18 protein-coding genes are annotated in these 20,204 nt (G+C 54.4%); all 18 read left to right on the top strand.

All coding sequences use genetic code 11. The features are described from left to right. Positions 1 to 16: 16 nt before the first annotated feature. The 18 genes from M0R70_03475 to M0R70_03390 all read left to right on the top strand — a co-directional run bounded on the left by M0R70_03475 (position 17) and on the right by M0R70_03390 (position 19,274). Positions 17 to 1,234 carry an aspartate kinase gene (locus M0R70_03475; protein ID MCK9418423.1) on the top strand — a complete coding sequence of 406 codons (1,218 nt, stop codon included), beginning with the start codon at positions 17 to 19 and terminating at the stop codon, positions 1,232 to 1,234. A 133-nt stretch (positions 1,235 to 1,367) separates the two neighbouring features. Continuing rightward, positions 1,368 to 2,960, top strand: coding sequence for a citramalate synthase (gene cimA, locus M0R70_03470; GenBank protein ID MCK9418422.1), 1,593 nt, complete (start codon positions 1,368 to 1,370; stop codon positions 2,958 to 2,960). Between the two features lie 109 nt (positions 2,961 to 3,069). Beyond that, positions 3,070 to 3,498: a SoxR reducing system RseC family protein gene (locus M0R70_03465; protein MCK9418421.1), complete on the top strand. Its 429-nt coding sequence runs from the start codon at positions 3,070 to 3,072 to the stop codon at positions 3,496 to 3,498. 193 nt (positions 3,499 to 3,691) lie between these two features. After that, on the top strand, positions 3,692 to 3,958 hold the full coding sequence (locus M0R70_03460) for a hypothetical protein (protein MCK9418420.1): 267 nt from the start codon (positions 3,692 to 3,694) through the stop codon (positions 3,956 to 3,958). Positions 3,959 to 4,027: 69 nt separating this feature from the next. Continuing rightward, positions 4,028 to 6,136, top strand: coding sequence for an elongation factor G (fusA, locus tag M0R70_03455; protein MCK9418419.1), 2,109 nt, complete (start codon positions 4,028 to 4,030; stop codon positions 6,134 to 6,136). Between the two features lie 180 nt (positions 6,137 to 6,316). Then, positions 6,317 to 7,573, top strand: a complete 1,257-nt coding sequence (locus M0R70_03450; protein MCK9418418.1) for an insulinase family protein — start codon at positions 6,317 to 6,319, stop codon at positions 7,571 to 7,573. Between the two features lie 171 nt (positions 7,574 to 7,744). Continuing rightward, a complete protein-coding gene (gene dut, locus M0R70_03445) occupies positions 7,745 to 8,197 on the top strand; it encodes a dUTP diphosphatase (protein MCK9418417.1) in 453 nt (150 codons plus the stop codon). Positions 8,198 to 8,352: 155 nt separating this feature from the next. After that, positions 8,353 to 9,672 (top strand): insulinase family protein, encoded by a 1,320-nt coding sequence (locus tag M0R70_03440; protein ID MCK9418416.1) that lies wholly within the window; start codon positions 8,353 to 8,355, stop codon positions 9,670 to 9,672. 20 nt (positions 9,673 to 9,692) lie between these two features. Then, positions 9,693 to 11,033 (top strand): insulinase family protein, encoded by a 1,341-nt coding sequence (locus tag M0R70_03435; protein ID MCK9418415.1) that lies wholly within the window; start codon positions 9,693 to 9,695, stop codon positions 11,031 to 11,033. 27 nt (positions 11,034 to 11,060) lie between these two features. Continuing rightward, a complete protein-coding gene (gene mutL, locus M0R70_03430; protein MCK9418414.1) occupies positions 11,061 to 12,830 on the top strand; it encodes a DNA mismatch repair endonuclease MutL in 1,770 nt (589 codons plus the stop codon). A 46-nt stretch (positions 12,831 to 12,876) separates the two neighbouring features. After that, positions 12,877 to 13,284, top strand: a complete 408-nt coding sequence (locus M0R70_03425; protein ID MCK9418413.1) for a rhodanese-like domain-containing protein — start codon at positions 12,877 to 12,879, stop codon at positions 13,282 to 13,284. Between the two features lie 3 nt (positions 13,285 to 13,287). Next, positions 13,288 to 14,220 (top strand): tRNA (adenosine(37)-N6)-dimethylallyltransferase MiaA, encoded by a 933-nt coding sequence (gene miaA, locus M0R70_03420; GenBank protein ID MCK9418412.1) that lies wholly within the window; start codon positions 13,288 to 13,290, stop codon positions 14,218 to 14,220. A gap of 88 nt (positions 14,221 to 14,308) precedes the next feature. Next, entirely contained in the window at positions 14,309 to 14,575 is a 267-nt protein-coding gene (gene hfq, locus M0R70_03415; GenBank protein ID MCK9418411.1) for an RNA chaperone Hfq, read from the top strand. A gap of 121 nt (positions 14,576 to 14,696) precedes the next feature. Then, positions 14,697 to 15,587, top strand: coding sequence for an S-methyl-5'-thioadenosine phosphorylase (mtnP, locus tag M0R70_03410; GenBank protein MCK9418410.1), 891 nt, complete (start codon positions 14,697 to 14,699; stop codon positions 15,585 to 15,587). Between the two features lie 223 nt (positions 15,588 to 15,810). Then, positions 15,811 to 16,719, top strand: a complete 909-nt coding sequence (locus M0R70_03405) for a PfkB family carbohydrate kinase (protein ID MCK9418409.1) — start codon at positions 15,811 to 15,813, stop codon at positions 16,717 to 16,719. Positions 16,720 to 16,883: 164 nt separating this feature from the next. Next, entirely contained in the window at positions 16,884 to 17,681 is a 798-nt protein-coding gene (locus tag M0R70_03400) for a hypothetical protein (GenBank protein ID MCK9418408.1), read from the top strand. A gap of 16 nt (positions 17,682 to 17,697) precedes the next feature. Then, positions 17,698 to 18,438, top strand: coding sequence for a tetratricopeptide repeat protein (locus M0R70_03395; protein ID MCK9418407.1), 741 nt, complete (start codon positions 17,698 to 17,700; stop codon positions 18,436 to 18,438). A gap of 5 nt (positions 18,439 to 18,443) precedes the next feature. Then, positions 18,444 to 19,274, top strand: a complete 831-nt coding sequence (locus tag M0R70_03390; protein ID MCK9418406.1) for a DUF4115 domain-containing protein — start codon at positions 18,444 to 18,446, stop codon at positions 19,272 to 19,274. The last annotated feature ends 930 nt before the right edge of the window (positions 19,275 to 20,204 follow it).

The following is a 20,204-nucleotide window of genomic DNA, read 5'->3' as shown; positions in this document are numbered from 1 at the left end:
CAACGGAGGGAAGTAAGTGCTTATCGTTCAGAAATACGGCGGTACATCCGTGGCGAACCCCGAACGGATCAAGAATGTGGCAAAGCGTGTTGTTCGGACCAGGGAAGAAGGCAATGATGTGGTGGTGGTCCTGTCGGCCATGAGCGGAGAGACCGACAAACTCATCAACCTGGCCAGTCAGGTGAGCGAGAACCCTGACCCCCGGGAGATGGACATGCTGGTGTCCACGGGCGAGCGCGTGACCATCGCGCTCCTTGCCATGGCGATCCAGTCGCTGGGGCACCAGGCGCAGTCCTTTACCGGCAGGCAGGCGGGGATCATTTCCGACTGCGTCCATACCAAGGCGAGGATCGAAAAGATCAGCGGTGAACGCATCAAACACGCTCTCAAGGAAGGAAAAATCGCGGTGGTGGCGGGCTTCCAGGGGATCAACGAACGGGACGATGTGACGACCCTGGGTCGCGGCGGGTCGGACCTTTCAGCCGTGGCGGTCGCCGCCGCGCTCAAGGCGGACCTCTGTGACATCTACACGGACGTTGACGGTGTATATACCACGGACCCGAACATGGTTCCCCAGGCCAGGAAACTGGACAAGATCTCATATGAGGAGATGCTTGAATTGGCGAGTCTCGGGGCCAAGGTTCTCCAGACCCGGTCCGTCGAGTTCGCAAAAAAATATAATGTTCCGCTAAGGGTGCTCTCGAGTTTCAACGACAACCCGGGGACCCTCGTGACCAAGGAGGATTCTGATATGGAAAGAGTGGCGGTATCCGGCGTGGCATACGACAAAAACCAGGTAAAAGTGACGGTTACCGGTGTACCGGACAAACCCGGTGTGGCAGCGAAGATATTCAATGAAATATCGACAAACAACATCATCGTTGATATGATCATCCAGAACATCGGCGAGGGCGGGCTCACGGACATGTCCTTTACCGTACCGAAGACCGATTCCAAAAAAATAGCAGAGCTCATGAAGAAGGTCGTTGCCGAGATCGGCGCCAGGGGGGTGACCGTAAAGGAGGATATCTCCAAGATCTCGATCGTCGGTGTGGGTATGCGTTCCCACTCGGGTGTGGCCGCCAAGATGTTCTCCTCCATGGCCAAAGAGGGGATCAATATCATGATGATCAGCACCTCGGAGATCAAGATCTCCATCGTGATCGAAGCCAAGTACACGGAACTCGCCGTTCGGGTGCTGCACGAGACCTTTGAGATGGATAAGGCGGCGTAGGAAGTGCGGAGCGGCGAGTGCGGAATGCGGAGTATACGAACAACCTTGTTCCAAGGGTTTTCATTCCGCACTCCGCATTCCGAATTCCGTACTACCGTATTTGAAAGCCAGAACGGATAATTTACTGCACGTTATGAAACCAATTCTCTTCATATACGACACCACGCTCCGCGACGGGGCGCAGGCCGAGGACGTGAACTTCTCGGTCGAGGACAAGGTCCGTGTCGCCCGGAAGCTGGACCAGTTCGGCGTCCATTATATCGAGGGCGGCTGGCCGGGTTCGAACCCGCGCGATATCGATTTTTTCAAGGAGATGAGGCGCGTCAAGCTCAGGAAGGCGAAGCTTGCGGCTTTCGGGTCGACCCGCCGCGCGAAGATGAAGGTCTCCGACGACCCGAGCATGAAGGCGCTGGTCGCGTCCGGCGCGCCGGTCGCGACCATTTTCGGCAAGACCTGGGACCTGCATGTGCTCAAGGCGCTCAAGACCACGCTCGGCGAAAACCTCGATATGATCGAAGAATCGGTAGCATTCCTCAGGAAGCGCATGGATGAGGTGGTGTATGATGCCGAGCATTTTTTCGACGGGTATAAGGCAAATCCCGATTATGCTGTTCAGACGCTTCTTGCCGCGGAGGGCGCGGGCGCGGATTGTCTTGTCTTGTGTGATACAAACGGCGGCACCATGCCTCATGAGGTCGAGGAGATCATCAGCCGGGTGAAAAAAACGATCGCCATCCCGTTCGGGATCCACGCGCACAATGATGCGGAGCTCGCAGTGGCGAACTCACTGTCAGCGATCAGACTGGGAGCGGTCCAGGTCCACGGGACGGTCAATGGCTACGGTGAGCGCTGCGGAAATGCCAATCTCTGCTCTCTGATCCCGACCCTGAAGCTCAAGTTGGGGATAGACTGCGTCTCGGACGCCAATCTGGCGAAGCTCCGTGACGTGTCCCGCTATGTGGACGAGATCGCCAATATGCAGCATCGCAAGCGGCAACCCTACATTGGCGACAGCGCCTTTGCGCATAAGGCGGGCATCCATGTGGACGCAATGTCGAAGAATGCTCTCACCTATGAACATGTCATGCCGGGATTGGTAGGGAACCGAAGACGCATTCTGGTGTCCGACATGGCGGGGAAGAGCAATATCCTCCAGAAAGCGGCAGAACTCGGAATCCCGCTCACCCGGGAAAGTCCGGAACTCGGCGTGATTCTCAAGAAGATCAAAGAACTCGAGAACGAGGGATACGAATTCGAAGGAGCGGAAGGGTCGCTTGAACTCCTCATGCTGCGCGCGGGTCACAGCTACGAGTCGGTGTTCTCCATGTTCGACCGTATCGACTATCGTATCCTGACGGAAAAGCGGAAGGTAGACCCCAATCCGGTGAGCGAGGCCACGGTCACTGTCGAAGTTGGTGGAAACGTGGAGCACACAGCCGCATGGGGGAATGGCCCGGTGAATGCGCTCGACAAGGCGCTTCGCAAGGTCCTGCCCAAGTACTTCCCGGGCAAGGGCCTGGAGAATGTCCGGCTCCTCGATTATAAAGTGCGTGTTCTGACCGCGGCGGAGGGCACGGCCGCGCGGGTGCGGGTGCTGATCGAGTCCGGCGACGGCAAGAACAAGTGGGGCACGGTGGGTGTGTCCGAGAACGTGATCGAAGCCAGCTGGCAGGCGCTGGTGGACAGCATCGAGTATAAGCTGTTAAGATCGAAGAAAAAAAGCTAACATAAAAACGGTTTACCACAAAGACACGAAGGCACGAAGAAATAAAAGAACGGATTTTTTTACTTAGTGTCTTGGTGCCTTAGTGGTAAGAGTATTTTGAGGTTGCATCGTGATAGAAGAAGAAGGCATCGTGGCTGAAGTGATAGGCGACATCGCCAGGGTGTCCATTGTGGCTAAGAGCGCGTGCGAGAAATGTTCCGCATCCGGGGTATGCCATCCCGGGGAGCAGGAGTACATGGAAGCGTCGAACCCGCTCGGGGCAAAAAAGGGGCAGAAGGTGAAGGTGGTGCTTGCCCCGCAGGTATATCTGAAGGCGTCCATCATTCTCTACGGCATCCCGATGACGGTCTTCGTCGCGGCGGCCATTCTCGGCAAGAACCTGGGTCTGTGGTATGGGACGGAATCTTCTTCCGATCTCTGGGCATTCATCGCAGGGATGCTGAGCATGGTGGTATCTTTTCTCTTTATCAGGATGTATAATAAAAAAGTTGAAAAAACACAGCAGTATAAACCGATAATCGTCGAGATACTGGACTAACATAACCGGACAAACAGCGCCAAATCACAAGAAACAAATGGAAAATAAATTCCAAAGCACCAGGGACCAGGCTTCAATCGTTGCGGAAATTGAAATTATTGTATTTACATTTTATTTGGGATGTGCCTGTTTAGAGAGCATCTGATATTTGGAATCTGGTCATGGTAACCTGGCCGTACGAGGGGTGTTCAGCATGAGATTGATTACAAAACCTGACGAAGCCAAGAGGCTGGCGCGGACCATCCTTTCCGACATCCTGCTGTACAACCAGGCAAAGGTCAAGGAGGGCATCGAAAAGGACAGCCTGTTTGAAATCCTGACCGATGAACTTGCGGAAGGAAAGAAATATTACGAAAGCATGGTGGACGCGGAGATCCGCAAGGACTCAAACCTATTCAATGAAGCGGTTGTTGATGTCCTGATCAAGCAGGCAGGAAAAATAAAGTCCGACATATGGTAGTGATCGACCACCGTTTGCCGATCGTAGGGGTGTAAGCGATAAAATTCTTGTTCACGGGAGGAGTTGGCTATGCCGAATGTTGACGTCAAGGAAGTCCGCAATATCGCGATCCTGTCTCACGGAGCAGCCGGTAAAAGCTCGCTTGCCGATGCGCTGTTGTTCACTGCCGGCGCTGTTGACCTCATGGGAAGCGTGGACGCGGGGAACTCCGTATTCATGCACGAACCGGAGGAGATGGCCCGGAAGATAAGCATAACCTCCTCCCTTGGATTTGCAGACTGGAAAGGCGTTCGCATCAATATCATCGACACCCCCGGATACATCAATTTTCTTGAAGAAGCGAGAGGCACCCTTCGCGCCGTCGACGGCGCCGTCCTCATTATTTCAGCCATCTCAGGCGTAAAAGCCGAAACCGAAAAGATCTACAAGTTCGCCTGCGATTACGAGATCCCGCGCATAGCGTATGTCAGCAAGCTCGACAAGGAGCGGGCGGACTTCTTCCGCGCCGTGGGCGACATGGAAAAGTATTTCTGCAAGAACTCCCTCGTGCTCCAGCTGCCGATCGGTCTTGAGGAGAAATTCAGCGGCGTTGTGGATCTTATTAAAATGAAGGCGCTGCTGTTCGCCGGGGATGGAAGCGGAAAAATCGAGGAAAAAGACATTCCCGCGGACATGAAGGAAGATGCGGCAGCCTACCGGAAAAAAATGGTGGAGCAGATCGCCGAGACCGAGGACAGCCTTCTTGAGAAGTATCTGGACAAGGGGGATCTGTCCCGGGATGACATCATCGCCGGCCTCAAGCATGGCACCATCGGAGGCGGTCTCCTGCCGGTGCTTTGCGGTTCGCCGGTCAAGAACATGGGGACCCAGCCGCTTTTTGACATGATACTCATGTGCCTCCCGTCGCCGGTGGAGCATGCCAACGCCGTGCAGATCAAAGGCGTCGATCCCAAGACAGGCAATGAAACAGTGCGCAAGCCGTTCCCGGATGAACCCCTGGCCGCACTGGTGTTCAAAACCATCAACGATCCCTTTGCCGGCAAGCTTTCCCTGGTCCGTGTCTACTCGGGAACGCTCAAGGCGGATTCGAGCGTGTACAATTCCTCGAAACAGCTGAAAGAAAAGGTCGGGACCCTGTTCCATGTCCAGGGTAAAAAGCAGGTAACCGTCCAGGTGCTCACGGCCGGGCAGATCGGCGCCATTGCGAAGATGAAAGAGACGCTCACCGGCGACACGCTGTGCTCCGAGAGCAATCCGATCGTGATGCCCTTCGCGAAGTTCGCCGACCCGGTCATGTCGTACGCTATTGTGCCGAAGTCCCGCGGGGACGAGGACAAGGTGAGCATCGGCGTCCACAAGCTGCTTGAAGAGGACCCCACGCTCAAGTTCGCCTATGACGATCAGACCAAGGAAATGGTGCTCTCCGGCATGGGGCAGGTCCACCTTGAAGTGACGCTTGAGAAACTGAAACGGAAGTTCGGCGCCGAGGTGACGATGAAGACGCCCAAGGTGCCGTACAAGGAGACCATCCGGGCGAAGTCCAAGGCGCAGGGCAAGTATAAAAAACAGTCCGGCGGCCATGGTCAGTACGGGGACGCGTGGCTCGAGATCGAACCGCTCCCTCGCGACAGCGGTTTTGAGTTCGTGGACAAGATCGTGGGCGGCGTGGTCCCGCGGCAGTACATCCCGGCCGTGGAAAAAGGCGTGATCGAGGCCATGCACGAGGGTGTTCTCGCGGGGTATCCCATGGTGGACGTCCGCGTCACGCTTTTCGACGGCTCGTATCATGCCGTTGACTCGTCTGAAATGGCATTCAAGGTCGCGGCGTCCATGGGCTTCAAGAAGGCCATGGAGGGGGCCAAGCCGGTGCTGCTCGAACCGATTATGAGCGTGGAGGTCATTGCTTCCGATGATACGCTCGGGGCCGTGATCGGGGACCTGAACTCGCGGCGCGGCAAGGTGCAGGGCGTTACTCCCCAGTCGGGCGGCCAGTCGATCAAGGCGCTCGTGCCCATGTCCGAGATGCTCACCTATGCCCCCACCCTCAACTCCCTCACGAGCGGCAGGGGCATGTATACCATGGAGTTTTTCGGCTACGAGGACGTCCCGAGCCACCTTGCGCAGAAGATCACCCAGGAGCGGGCCGCTCAGCACGCACAGAACCAGAAAGAGAAATAAGGATAAATTTCAAAACTCAAATTCCAAATTTCAAATAAGCACCAAATTCCAAAATTCAAACATCAATCGTTTGGAGATTGGTTTTTGGTGCTTGTAATTTATTTGGGATTTGCCTGCACCCAGCGGTAACGAGCGCTTGCCGCGAGTGCAGGGTGATGCTTGCTATTTGGTGCTAACGTTATGTACAGAAAAGACACCCTTACGAACGGGATACGGGTCGTGTCCGAAACCCTTCCCAAGTCACGCTCCATATCCATCGGCGTATGGGTAAAGGTGGGATCACGCCACGAGCCGGAGGAGATCGGCGGCATATCTCATTTCATCGAGCACCTCTTCTTTAAAGGCACGGAGAAGAGGAGCGCCAAGGACATCGCGATCGAGATGGATTCCATCGGCGGAGAGATGAACGCCTTCACGTCGCAGGAAACGACCACCTACTACGCCAAGGTCGTGGACGAACATCTGCCGGTTGCCATCGATATCCTGTCGGACATCCTCTTACGCTCCAAATTCGATCCCCAGGAGATGGAAAAGGAGCGCAAGGTCATTCTCGAGGAGATCAAGAGTGTGGAGGACACACCCGACGACTACATCCACGAGCTTTTTACCAACACGGTCTGGGCAGGCAACTCGCTTGGCCGTCCCATCCTGGGGACCAGGGACACCATCAAGGCGCTTAAGCATAAGGACATTGTTTCCTATGTTGATAATTATTACAGCCCGAAGGAGATCGTCATTTCCGTGGCCGGTAATTTCGAGCATGCACGGCTGATCGAGCTTTTGAACGAGAGCTTTGGGAAACTTGCGAGAGGCGGAGAGACAAAAAAAGAGATCACCCCTGTATTTAACCAGGCCATAGCGGTGAAGAAAAAGCAGCTCGAACAGGTGCAGATCTGTGTTGGATGCAAGGGAATGCAGTATACGCACGAAGACCGCTTTGTGATCTCGGCGCTCAATACGGTGCTCGGAAACAGCATGAGCTCGCGTCTGTTCCAGGAGATCCGTGAGCAGAACGCCCTTGCGTACTCCATCTATTCCTACGTGACCTCGTACCGGGATACCGGGCTCCTGACGGTCTATGCCGGAGCGGACCCCTTGAACGCACTTGAAGTGGTCCGTCTCGTGACCAGGGAGTTCGGGAAGATCAAAGATGAGGGGATCACACCCGCCGAAGAAACAAGGGTGAGGAACCAGATCAAGGGAAGCCTGGTCCTGTCGCTCGAAAGCAGCACCAGCCACATGAGCAGGCTCGCGCGGCAGGAGATCTACTTCGGCAAGTACCTGTCCATGGACGATATCATCAAGGGCGTGGAGAAGGTGACCGCCGAGCAGGTGAAACATGTGGCCGGGCAGCTCTTTACCCGGGAGAACATATCACTCACCATCCTCGGTCCGCTGAACAAATCCGATGTGCCGGATGGGGTGTTGGAGATTTAGTTCCGCATAGAGCAGAGACGCTTTGTCTCGCGACATCCCCACTAAGCCGTCATTCCCGAACGTTCCTATCGGGAATCCGGTTTTCCTTTCAACACCAGATCCCCGATAAAGGCATTCGGGGATGACAGACTTTATGCTTTACGGATTTGAGGCCGCACTATTATATTTACTATGTCCGATCATCTTATCGTTCACATAACACAACTCAACAACGCCAAAGGTCTTCCGGTCCCTCACTATCAGACCGAACATTCCGCGGGCGTCGATCTCTACGCAGCGGTGGAAAGTGAGGCCATTCTCGATGCCGGAACGTGGAAGCTTATTCCCACGGGGATCGCTGTCGCCATTCCCGAGGGACATGAGGGTCAGGTGCGGCCCCGCAGCGGGCTTTCGCTCAAGCATGGTATCGGCATGCTGAACGCGCCCGGAACGATCGATGCGGACTATCGCGGCGAGATCGGGATCATTCTGTTCAATTTCAGTGATAAGCCGTTTACGATCAATCGTGGCGACCGGATCGCGCAGCTGGTTTTCGCCCGGCACGAGAAGGCGAAGTTTGTCACGGTGGACGCTCTGGCCGGGACTACACGCGGCGCCGGGGGGTTCGGGCATACGGGGGTGTGATTCAGTTCGGAGTTCGGAGTTTGGAGTACTGCAGCAACACTTGTTCGTCATTCCCGAACGTTCCTATCGGGAATCCAGATTTTTATTTTACACCAGATCCCCGATAAAGGCTTTCGGGGATGACAGGTTTATTGGTTGCAGCAGGAGGCTGTGTTATGAGATATCTATTGAGAATATTTCTGGTTGTCCTGGTTGTTTTATTTGCGGCGGGCGTGAGTTTTGCTCAGGACCTCAAGGTCATTGAGAAGGTCCTGCCGAACGGGCTCAAGGTGCTGCTCAAGGAAGAACACAAGGCGCCGGTGGTCACGTTCCAGATCTGGTACAAGGTCGGCTCGCGGAATGAACGACTCGGCATCACCGGTATGTCGCACCTGCTCGAGCATATGATGTTCAAAGGCACGAAAAAGAACGGACCGAAGACCTTCTCGCAAACCGTGCAGCGGAACGGCGGGAACGACAACGCCTTTACGTCAAAGGATTATACTGCCTATTTTGAGAATTTTGCCTCGGACCGACTGGGTATTTCCCTCGACCTCGAATCCGACCGTATGCAGAACCTGCTTATCGAACCCAGGGAATTTTTGTCGGAGCGCGACGTGGTGAAGGAAGAGCGCCGCATGCGCTACGAGGACGACCCGGTCAACACGATGGTGGAACAGATGATGTCGGTGGCGTTCAGCGCACACCCGTACCAGTGGCCGGTGATCGGCTGGATGGCGGATATCAGCAGTATTACCCGGGATGACCTGAATAAACACTACCGCACCTACTATGCGCCGAACAATGCAACGATCGTCGTGGCGGGAGATTTTGATGCAAAGACGCTGCTTCCCCGGATCGAGAAATACTTCGGGACCATACCCCGGGGTTTGGCGGTGCCCCTCGTGAGTGCCGTTGAACCGAAGCATCTTGGCGAACGGAGAGTTATCGTAAAGAAGCAGGCCGAGCTGCCCGCGGTCTTTGCCGGCTACAATGTGCCGACCCTGAAACATGCCGACTCCTATGCGCTCGAGGTCCTGCAGGGCGTCCTTTCTTCGGGCAAAAGTTCGCGGCTCTACAAATCGCTGGTATATGAAAAACAGCTTGCGCTGTACGCGGGCGGCGATTATGACAATATCTCCGCGGACCCGAACCTGTTCACGGTCTATGCCGGCGTGATGCCCGGCAAGACCATCGAGGAAGTGGAGAAGGCGTTGTATCTGGAGCTCGACAAGTTGAAAAACGAACCAATCGCGGATGAAGAGCTTCAGAAGGCCAAGAACCAGATCGAAGCGAGCTTCATCATGAGTCAGGACTCGATCTTCTACCAGGCAATGCTTCTGGGCCAGTTTGAGACCGTTGCGGACTGGAAACTGCTGGAGAAATACATAGACCGCATCCGCGCGGTAACCAGGGATGACGTGATGCGGGTGGCAAAGGAGTATTTCTTTGAGGACAATAGGACTGTGGGAATTTTGGTGCCGGTGAAAGAATAATGCGGAATGCGGAGTGTGGAATGCGGAATGTTAAAAGAACATATGACGTAATCCTGATGATAGCGGTATTGTCGTTGCTGATTATCGAACCGGCCGCCGCCGAGCCGATCGGCAAGCGCTTCGTGCTCGACAATGGCATGATCCTTCTCCTGTCTGAAAAGCATGACATCCCCATGGTCACGATGAACATGGCGATCAAGGCGGGGAGCATGGTTGAGCCGGCTGACAAACCAGGACTGGCATCGATCACGGCATCGCTCCTCATGCAGGGGACGGCAAGGCGTACGGCGAGCCAGATCAGCCGCGAGATCGATTTCGTGGGAGGCTCTCTTTCGGTCTCGGGCGGAGACGACTTCGCATCAGCAAGCCTCCGGATGCTTAAAAAGGACCTTCGCACGGGACTTGATCTGCTCTCCGATGTTCTTCTGAACCCGGTCTTTGACCAGAAGGAGATCGACCGCAAGATCAAGGAGACCCTGGCAGAAATCCAGCGGCAGAAGGAAGAACCGGACAGTATTGCGGGAGAGGCATTTGCTAAAATGGTCTTTGGAGATCATCCCTACGGCAAAACCAACGATGACGTGGCAGCCTATCTGCCGAAGCTGGTGCGCCGGCAGGTCATTGATTTCCATGCAGCACGGTACAGCCCGAACAATACGATCATCGCTGTGGTCGGGGACGTAAGCGAGCAGGAGATCAAACAGCAGTTGGACGAGCATTTCAAGTCCTGGAAGAAAAAGGAACAGCCCCTGCAGGCTCCTGCGCAGCTGCCGGCCGGGGATAAGGCGATCGTACAGAAGATCGAGAAGAACATTACGCAGGCAAATATTGCGATGGGGCACATCGGCATCAGCAGGGAGAATCCTGATTACTATGCCGTGCTGATCATGAACTATATCCTGGGTGGCGGGGGGTTCTCCTCGCGTCTCATGGACAATATCCGGGACAACAAGGGACTGGCATATGATGTTCACAGCGGTTTTTCCGCCCGCAAGGATCCGGGGGCGTTCTCTGTGTCCATCCAGACGAAGAACGAGTCGGCGAATGCGGTGATCGATGAGACGTTCAAGGAGATCCGCAGGATACAAAAGGAGCTTGTTTCCGGGAACGAACTTGCTGACGCGAAGGCGTACCTTACCGGCAGTTTCCCGCTCAAGATGGACACCTATTCCAAGATCGCCGGCATTCTTACTGCCGTCGAGATATACGGGCTCGGCCTCGATTATCCGCAAAAATATCCCGGCCTGATAAACTCGGTCACCCGGGAAGATATCCAGAGGGTAGCGGTGAAGTACCTCCATCCCGATACCATGGCAATCGTGGTGGTGGCCAACCAGGAAAAAGCGAAGCTGAAGTACTGAATTCTGGTTTCTGACTCCTGAATTTCTATGTCCTCAATAATCAAAATTCTTCCCGACCATGTCATCAATAAGATCGCCGCGGGCGAGGTCGTGGAGCGGCCCGCGTCCGTGGTCAAGGAATTGGTCGAGAACTCGATCGACGCCGGAGCTACTGAAATCCACATCGACATCGAAGAGTCCGGCAGGCGGCTCATTCGCCTTACGGACAACGGCAGCGGCATGTCGAAAGAGGACGCCCGGACCGCGTTCCTGCGCCACGCCACGAGCAAAATATCAGACGATACGGACCTGGAATCGATTCGTACCATGGGTTTTCGGGGAGAGGCCCTCTCCAGCATCGCTTCGGTGTCCCATGTACGGCTGCAGAGCGCGATGAAGGGCGCGACTTCCGGCGCGCTGATCGAGATCGAGGGCGGTATGGTCAAGACCGTGTCCGAGGCCGCCGCGCCGCAGGGTACGGTCCTGGAGATCAGCCATCTTTTTTTCAATACGCCGGCCCGACGCAAGTTCCTGAAGAGCCCGGCAACAGAGTTTTCACACATCATGACCGCGGTATCGCGTCAGGCCATGGCTCATCCTTCCGTCCGTTTCAGGCTTACCCATAACAAAAAAACAGTGCTTGAACTTTCTCCCTCCGGGAACCTCAGGGACCGGACGCTCCAGCTTTACGGCGAAGAGATAGCCGAAAACCTGATCGAGTTCGCCGGCGGCGATGACCGTGTTCATGTCCATGGTCTCATCGGCCGTCCCGGCACGAGCCGGGCGGATAAAACCTATCAGGAATTCTTCGTGAACCGCCGCGCGGTCAAGAACGCTTCGCTCACGCACGCGCTTTACAGCGCCTGCGGCGACACGCTTATGCGCGATCGACATCCCGTGGCGTTCATCTTTATCGAGATCGATCCAACCCTCGTGGACGTAAATGTCCATCCTGCCAAGGCCGAGGTCCGTTTTCGCAACCAGTCACAGCTTCATGATCTGGTCCGTGACGTGATCAGGGAGGGATTGCGGGGAAGCGGAGAGGCTGTTCGAATTGAGAGCGCGGACAGGGTCAGGGAAGCCATTGCGGATTTCGGAATGCGGAATGCGGGAAGACCCCTCACCCCAACCCTCTCCCCGGAAGGGAGAGGAGGGTTCAGTCATCCTCTCCCCCTGAGGGAGAGGACCGAGGTGAGGGGTGGTGCACAGATTGATTCTCAAAACGGTGCACTCTTTCACTCCGCACTTCTCTACCCCCTCGCGCAGATTCACGACTCGTTCATCATCGCCCAGTCGCAGGAGGGAATGGCGCTTATCGACCAGCATGCCGCCCACGAGCGGGTGCTGTTCGAGAGGCTGCAGGACCAGTTCGGTGCCGGTCGCGTTCCTGAACAGCATCTCCTGGTGCCGGACCAGGTTGAACTCGGTCCCGCGCAGAGCATGGTGCTTGCTGAATATCTGCCGGAGCTTTCCAAACTCGGGTTCCTGGTGGAGGATTTCGGGAATGGCACGTTTGTGATCAAGGCAGTGCCCGCATTGCTGGTCGGCGCCGATACCAAGCAGTTGCTGCTCGATATCCTCGATGAAGTGAATGTCCACGGCAAAAGCGGAAGAATGGATGAAGTGCGGGATGAGATGCTGAGCGTGATGGCCTGCCATCCCGCGATCAAGGTGCATCGACACCTCGACCAACAGGAGATGGAAAAGCTGCTTGCCGATCTGTTCAAATGCCGCATGCCGCATACCTGTCCTCACGGGAGGCCGACGATCGTTCGATTTTCCCTGGTTGAGATCATGAAGATGTTCAAGAGGATGTAGCAATCCAATGAAGCAGCTTCCCGGGGTTTATTAAGAAAAGAGGCAGATGTCGGATTTTCGAAGCTATCGATGTTCCATAACGCTGGTTATTCTTGCCCTTATCATCAGCACTCCTGTTGTCGGCTGTGCCAAGAACATTACCCGTGACGATCTCCTCAGACAGATGATGACGGAGAGGCCGCCGCTGGTCGTGGATGTCCGTTCGCAGGGCGAATATGACCGGGACCATGTGCCGGGAGCGCTCCATATCCCGTTTTACTCGATCGGCTCCGGTCTGAAAGGGCTGGGATATCCCAAAGAGGACCCTGTTGTTCTGTATTGCGAGCACGGTCCGCGCTCCGGCATTGCCGGAATATCTCTGTATCTCTCGGGCTATGAAAAGGTGTATTCCCTGGAAGGGCACATGAAAGCCTGGAGAAAGAACGAGTTCCCGATCGAGATCATCACTCATTAATCCATGCCGAACGACAAACCCATCCTTATCATCGCCGGGCCTACTGCCGTGGGCAAGACCGATGCATCCATCCAGCTCGCCCGGGAACTCGGGGCTGAGATCGTGAGCGCCGATTCCATGCAGATCTACCGCGGCATGGACATCGGTACAGCCAAACCCACTTTGGAACAGCGAAAGCTCGTGTATCACCATATGATCGATATCGCGGCGCCTGACCAGCCCTACAGCGTCGGCGACTACCTCCGTGACGCCCGGACAGCCATCGACGGGATTCTCGCATCAGGCGGCACGCCCATAGTTGTGGGGGGCACGGGACTCTATATTCGTGCGCTCACGAGGGGCCTGTTCCACGGGCCGCCAGCAGACCTTGAACTGCGTGAGCGGTTGTTCCTGCGTGAGGGTGAGGGAGAACCGGGCATCCTCTACTCAGACCTGGTGAGGGTCGATCCCGAGGCGGCGGTCAAGATCCATCCGAACGATCTCCGGCGCACGGTCAGGGCGCTCGAAGTGTATTATCTGCGCGACAGAAAACTCTCGGATTTTCAGCGAGAGCACTCATTTCTGGACAGACCATACCGGTACCGGTTGATGTTCCTTGTCAGGAGCAGGAGCGAACTGTATGCCCGCATCGAACAGCGTGTGGACCAGATGATCGCCGCGGGGCTCGAGGCGGAAGTGAGAGCGTTGATGGAGCAGGGGTATCTTCCGGGGCTTTCCTCCATGCAGGGACTGGGATATAAACACTTTCTGGATCATTTCCTCGGCAAGACGTCCCGGGAGGAGGCAGTGATGCTTCTCAAAAGAGATACCAGGCGGTTTGCCAAGCGTCAGTTCACCTGGTTCCGTCGCGAGCCCGAGTCGATATGGGTAGACGTCACGGGACTCACGGACGCGGGTGAAATCCTTGAGAGAATAAAGAAAAACATTGAAATTTGAAACAAGGTGGTATAAGATTACTCACATTAACAAGTAGCAGCGCTGGACCGATATGCAGCACGTTTATGACAGCTACTCGGAGGGTTGGATGGGTAAGTCTCAGGTAAATCTTCAGGACATTTTTTTAAACCAGATGCGCAAGGAGAAGATTCCCGTAACGATGTATCTCGTGAACGGGGCGCGTCTCACGGGGATGATAAAGGGGTTTGATAACTTCGTCATCCTGTTGAAACAGGAGAGCCAGCAGCTTGTTTACAAACACGCCATCTCAACCATCATCCCTGATAAGCCTGTGGAACTTGTTGAGAACATGGAGATGAAAAAAGAAGTAGAGCAGGGTGCGGTTCAAAGCTAAAGCAACAGAAAAAAATGTTTGGACGCAGATACGTGCGGAAATGCGGATATACAATCATTGTATCATGTGCTTTGATCCGCAAACATCTGTGTCCCCTGCATTTTCTAAGGAATTTCATTCCATGGTAAGGCGATCTTCAAAGACGGAAAAAATCAGTATCGGCGTGATCGGCGGCAGCGGCCTGTATGACATGGAAGGGTTGACGCAGATCAAAACTGTAACGATGACGACGCCGTTCGGCAAGCCCTCGGACGAATACCGCATCGGCACGCTGCATGGCAAACGGGTCGCTTTTCTCCCAAGGCATGGCCGCGGCCACCGCATCTTTCCCACGGACATCAACTACCGGGCGAACATCTACGGCATGAAGAAACTCGGCGTTGATCGCATCATCTCCGTGAGCGCCGTGGGCAGCATGAAGGAAGAGATAAAACCCGGTGAAATCGTGATCCCGGACCAGTTCTACGATCATACGAAGCACCGCAGGAGCACGTTCTTCGGCAACGGTGTTGTGGCGCATGTGGGAATGGCAGATCCGGTCTGTTCCGACCTCTGCAGAATTCTGAGTGAGGCCGGTACAGCGGTCGGGGCAACCGTGCACCGCGGCGGGACGTACCTCTGCATGGAAGGGCCCCAGTTTTCGACCCGCGCCGAGTCGCTCATCTACCGGATGTGGAACGTCGATGTCATCGGCATGACGAACGCCACCGAGGCCAAACTTGCGCGCGAGGCTGAGATCTGCTACAGCACCATCGCCCTCGCAACCGACTACGATTGCTGGCACCACAGCGAGGAGGCCGTTACCGTCGAAGCCGTGCTCGCGGTCATGAAGCATAACATCGAAACGTCAAAGGACATGATCCGAGAGGCCGTGCGCATCCTGCCGGAAACACGCACCTGCGGGTGCGGCGAGGCGCTCCGAAACACGATCATGACGCCGGAGAAACTGATACCGGCGAAAACGAAGAAGGACCTGGCGTTGATCATCGGGAAATACTTGAAGTCAAAATGATAAGTGCAAAATGCAAAAGGAAGGGCAACTACTCAGATTGGCCGCAAAAGAACGCAAAGAACTCAAAGAAAAAACGTGAAGCCATGTATCAGTTGTAATTCTCTCTGCGATCCTTGCGTTCTTTCGCGGCTAACAGATTTTGACCTGATTTGGCCTGAATAGTTACACATGAATTAAACAAATTTGCACTTTGCTTTTTGCACTTTGCATTGGAGGTTATTGAGTGAGTCTTCTGGTTGTCGGTACGGTCGCTCTTGATTCGGTCAAGACCCCTTTTGGAAACGTTGAAAATGCCCTCGGCGGCTCAGCCACCTATTTCTCAACTTCGGCGAGCTATTTTTCCGATGTCCGGCTTGTGGCCGTGATCGGTGAAGATTTTCCCCGGGAGCACATTCAGTTTCTTAAAAGCAAGAATATCGATACGCGGGGTCTTGAGGTCCAAAAGGGAGAGACTTTTCGCTGGAAGGGCGAATACGGCTATGATCTGAACGAAGCGCACACCCTTGCCACGCACCTGAATGTTCTGGCGACCTTCAAACCGAACATCGTGGAGGACTATAAAAACTCGGACGTCGTGTTCCTGGCGAACGTGGACCCCGAGATCCAGCTCGATGTTTTACGGCAGGTCAAGAAACCGAAGCTGGTGGCCTGCGATACCATGAATTACTGGATATCGAGCAAGCCCGATGCGCTCAAACGAACACTGAAAGAAGTGGATTTGCTGACCATCAATGAATCTGAGGTCAGGCAGCTATCCGGCGAGGCAAGTCTGGTCAAAGCGGCGAAGAGTGTGCAGGCCATGGGACCGAAAACGATCGTGGTCAAGCAGGGAAGCTATGGCGCACTTATGTTCAACGGCCACAGTGTATTCAGCGCTCCCGCCTATCCGCTCGAAGCCGTGTTCGATCCCACGGGCGCCGGAGACACGTTTGCCGGCGGTTTTATTGGATATCTGGCGAGCACCATGAATTTCGCTGAAGAGAGCATGAGAAAGGCCGTGATCTTCGGCAGCGTCATGGCTTCGCTGAACGTGGAGTCCTTCAGTCTTGACCGTCTCCGAAGCCTGGATTACAAAGAGATCGAAGGCAGGTTTCGGGAGTTCAAGAAGCTCACCCATTTCGAGGATATATAACAGAACAATAACAAGTTCCAAATAACAAGCATCAAATAACAAATAAGCTCCAAAAATTAGAAGACAAGCTCCAAACAATTTGGATATTGGGATTTGGTATTTGAATATTAGTTGTAATTTGGGATTTGATATTTGGAATTTTAACGTGGAGGTTGAATCAACCCATGTTTACGATCGACCCGAAAACAACCGAGAAAGACCTGAAGAAAAAGAATATATACAAGGTGCTCCTTTCCATGAACAGCCACCAGGTTGCCACTCCGGAAACGAGTCTCGAGGAGGCGCGAAGCTACGTGTTTATTTTCCGCGAGGGGAGAAACAGGCTCTCGGCTTATATCGGGCTTCATTTACTCCTTACCGACCGGAAACTTATTTACAAACATTCCGCGAACCCTTTCTTGGAGAACGAACTGTCGGAAATCGAGGACGAGGCGCGCGACTTTGCCGAGTACATGGGTGCGATGATGGATGAGGTCGATTTAGCGGGCATGTCCGATTCGGAGCAGGACAGCTGGATCGAGAGTCAGGGTATCTTCAGCACGAAAACAGAGCCGGAGGCTGTACCGGTGGAACAGCCTCCCGTGCCGGAAGTCGTTGTTTCCGCTCCTGCTCCGCAGCCGCCGACAGCACCGGGGCAGCCCGCGCCCGCACCGGCAGCCGAGGCAATAAGCGCGCCAGAACCTCCGGCAGCACCGATAAAAACTCTTAAACCTCTGCCCAAGGCCTATCCTGCGGAGACAAAGGAGCGGCCACGCCAGGCTCCGGTGACGGAGACGGTCCAGCTGGAAGTTCAGGCCACTCCGCCTGCAGAGACAAAGCGCAGCGGGGAGACAGCGCAGAAAGAGGCGACGACCGGCATCGAAACACCGCCAAAGAAGACGGCAAAAAAGACATCTTTTATCGTGACCAGCGTTGTGAGCAGGGACCGGGAGGCACTCGCGCGTCTACTCACATCGTTTTGAGAGGGGGCTTAACGTTATGAGAACATTTGTATTGATAGTACTTCTGCTGTTGACGGGCTGCGTTACGACCGGTAACACGGTAGATAAAGCCAAGATGGCTGAAGGGTATTATATGAAGGGCTTGTCTCACCTTCAGGAAAAAAACTACGAGATGGCGTCCGTTGAATTCAACCGTTCTCTCCAGAACGACAGCACCTTCAAGCAGTCCTATTACGGACTGGGCATTATCAGCGACTATCAGGGTAAACTGGAAGACGCGGCTAAATACTATCAAAAAGCGATCGACCAGGACCCCGATTATTCTGAGGCATACAATGCCCTCGGTGTTGTTTATTCGAAGCAGAAGAAATGGAAAGAGGCTGTCAAGGCCTTAAATAAGGCCCTTGCCAATAAGCTGTATACAACTCCCCACATTCCCTACCTGAACCTTGGTGATCTGTACATGGAGCAGAAGGAGTACGAAAAAGCGGCAGAAGCATACCGCGAGTCCAAGCGGTTCGTCAACATCGAGTGGACCGTTATCAAGCTTGGTACGGCTTTGATGGAAGCGGGGAAAATAAAAGAGGCGATCAGCGAGTTCCAGGAAGGCGTCGGGCTTGCTCCTCAGAATGCGAATATGCGATATAGCCTTGGTCTCGCCTACCTCAAGGAAGGGAACAAAAAGTCCGCGCTTACGGAGTTTAAAAAAGCGGCCGAACTGGCCCCGAAGAGCGACCTGGCACAGAAGGCGAACGAATATATCAAGATCCTGAGGTGACACGGATGGGGACGTTAGGACAATACTTACGCAGTGCCCGGGAGGCACGCGGCATCGATCTGCATGACGCTGCGCAGCAGACCCGTATCGGCATCGCATACCTCAAGGCCCTCGAAGAAGAGGATTTTTCCAGACTGCCCGGCGAGGTTTTCGTTAAGGGTTTTTTGAAGAACTACGGGAAGTTTCTCCGTCTTGATGAATCGCAGGTCATGAAAAAATATGGGGAATTGAAGGACCCGAAGTCTGAAACAAGCTCTGTTGTGGAGAAAGAACCGGCAGTTGCAGGCGGCGACCAGAAAAAACCGCGTTCGACCACGATCGAGCCGTTCCTTTGGGGCGCCGGCATCGTGATCGCGCTCATTCTTTTCATGTTCACGGCACTGCCGGATCGGCGTCCACGGGAAACAAAGCAGGTTGTAACGCCGATGTCCACCGGTCAAACAGTTACCGCCCCGGGCCCGGTCATGCAAATGGACAAGCTTTACCTTGAAGTAGTAGCCCTGGAAGACACCTGGCTTCTGGTGCGCACCGATAACAGCCCTCAGAAGAAAGCCTTGCTGAAAAAAGACGAGAGTCTCATTTGGAGCGCCGATGAAAGGTTTTTACTGAGCTACGGCAGCGCAAAGTCTCTCAAGCTGATGCTCAACGGCCGGGAACTGATTGTGAATGAACCCAAAAATGAAGTGGTCAGGGATATGTCCATCATTGCCTCGGGCATTGTGAACAGAAATATTCAGCCGGAAAAACCAAAAAGAAAGCCGGCTGTGGACCCTCAGCAGACTCAGCCTGCAGCCCCGAATGAAAAGCATGGGCCTATCGCGCCGGCACCATTGTGATTTGACTCGCGTTCCGATCTGCATCCTCGTGACGGTGCCGATCATAGTACCGTAGAATTTTCCCTCAATACGTTACGTTGTAAATAAAAAAGGCTGTCCATACGGTATCCTGTATGAACAGCCTTTTGATTGTCGCGGATTCTTACTGCCTGACATCAACTTACGCAGATATATCCGGCCTTCACTTCGTTATATACTAGTGACCGTCTTACTATCGAAGCGCGGCTCATGGAGCTTGAAGTGTCGTCGCTGAAACTTGCATGCTGTTAAGCGACTCATTCGGGTACCCGTCAAATGCCCTAACCACGTAATAGTATGTTGTGGCTCCTGTCAGGCCGGTATCGGTATAGGATGTCGTGGTCGAAGTACCGATTATTGTGGGCGTATTGGATGCGGATGTTGCACGATAGATATTGTAACCAGATACACCAATATTGTCATTGGAGGGACTCCAGCTGAGGGATATCTTACTCGAGCTTGATGCAGTGGCCGTCAGATTCGCAGGTGCAGAAGGTGTTGCCGATGTTGACGTTGGAGAGTAGTCCGAAGTCCCGGGAGCAAGAGTAGTTGTCGATGCGCTTGAAGAAGGCGTGGAGGTATTGCCTGCGGCATCATAAGCGGCCACTGTATAAGTATACGCGGAAGAGGCGGTACACCCGGTATTGGAATAAAGTGTTTCCGTCGTTGTCCCTATCTGTGTGCTACCCCGATAAATCTTATACCCCGTGACGCCGACATTGTCGGTAGAAGCAGACCATCGTAGACTTACCTTGGTGTCGCTTGCGGCAACAGCCGTCAAATAAGTCGGCGCTGTAGGCGCGGTTGTATCAGGAGGTGTGCTGTCCGAAGAACTTGATGATCCGCAACCACTGATCAGTAAAACCGCCGACAATGCCACTAGTAATTGCATTTTGCAGAAGAATATATTTC

It is taken from the genome of Nitrospirota bacterium (genome assembly GCA_023229435.1).
GTDB lineage: Bacteria > Nitrospirota > UBA9217 > UBA9217 > UBA9217 > JALNZF01.
This window is presented reverse-complemented; position numbering and strand designations above follow the sequence as displayed.

Excerpts from the sequence above, each read along its gene's own strand:
- cimA (MCK9418422.1), top strand. The coding sequence starts at position 1,368 with ATGAAACCAATTCTCTTCATATACGACACCACGCTCCGCGACGGGGCG.
- M0R70_03460 (MCK9418420.1), top strand. The coding sequence starts at position 3,692 with ATGAGATTGATTACAAAACCTGACGAAGCCAAGAGGCTGGCGCGGACC.
- fusA (MCK9418419.1), top strand. The coding sequence starts at position 4,028 with ATGCCGAATGTTGACGTCAAGGAAGTCCGCAATATCGCGATCCTGTCT.
- M0R70_03450 (MCK9418418.1), top strand. The coding sequence starts at position 6,317 with ATGTACAGAAAAGACACCCTTACGAACGGGATACGGGTCGTGTCCGAA.
- dut (MCK9418417.1), top strand. The coding sequence starts at position 7,745 with ATGTCCGATCATCTTATCGTTCACATAACACAACTCAACAACGCCAAA.
- M0R70_03440 (MCK9418416.1), top strand. The coding sequence starts at position 8,353 with ATGAGATATCTATTGAGAATATTTCTGGTTGTCCTGGTTGTTTTATTT.
- M0R70_03435 (MCK9418415.1), top strand. The coding sequence starts at position 9,693 with ATGCGGAATGTTAAAAGAACATATGACGTAATCCTGATGATAGCGGTA.
- mutL (MCK9418414.1), top strand. The coding sequence starts at position 11,061 with ATGTCCTCAATAATCAAAATTCTTCCCGACCATGTCATCAATAAGATC.
- M0R70_03425 (MCK9418413.1), top strand. The coding sequence starts at position 12,877 with ATGTCGGATTTTCGAAGCTATCGATGTTCCATAACGCTGGTTATTCTT.
- miaA (MCK9418412.1), top strand. The coding sequence starts at position 13,288 with ATGCCGAACGACAAACCCATCCTTATCATCGCCGGGCCTACTGCCGTG.
- hfq (MCK9418411.1), top strand. The coding sequence starts at position 14,309 with ATGGGTAAGTCTCAGGTAAATCTTCAGGACATTTTTTTAAACCAGATG.
- mtnP (MCK9418410.1), top strand. The coding sequence starts at position 14,697 with ATGGTAAGGCGATCTTCAAAGACGGAAAAAATCAGTATCGGCGTGATC.
- M0R70_03400 (MCK9418408.1), top strand. The coding sequence starts at position 16,884 with ATGTTTACGATCGACCCGAAAACAACCGAGAAAGACCTGAAGAAAAAG.
- M0R70_03395 (MCK9418407.1), top strand. The coding sequence starts at position 17,698 with ATGAGAACATTTGTATTGATAGTACTTCTGCTGTTGACGGGCTGCGTT.
- M0R70_03390 (MCK9418406.1), top strand. The coding sequence starts at position 18,444 with ATGGGGACGTTAGGACAATACTTACGCAGTGCCCGGGAGGCACGCGGC.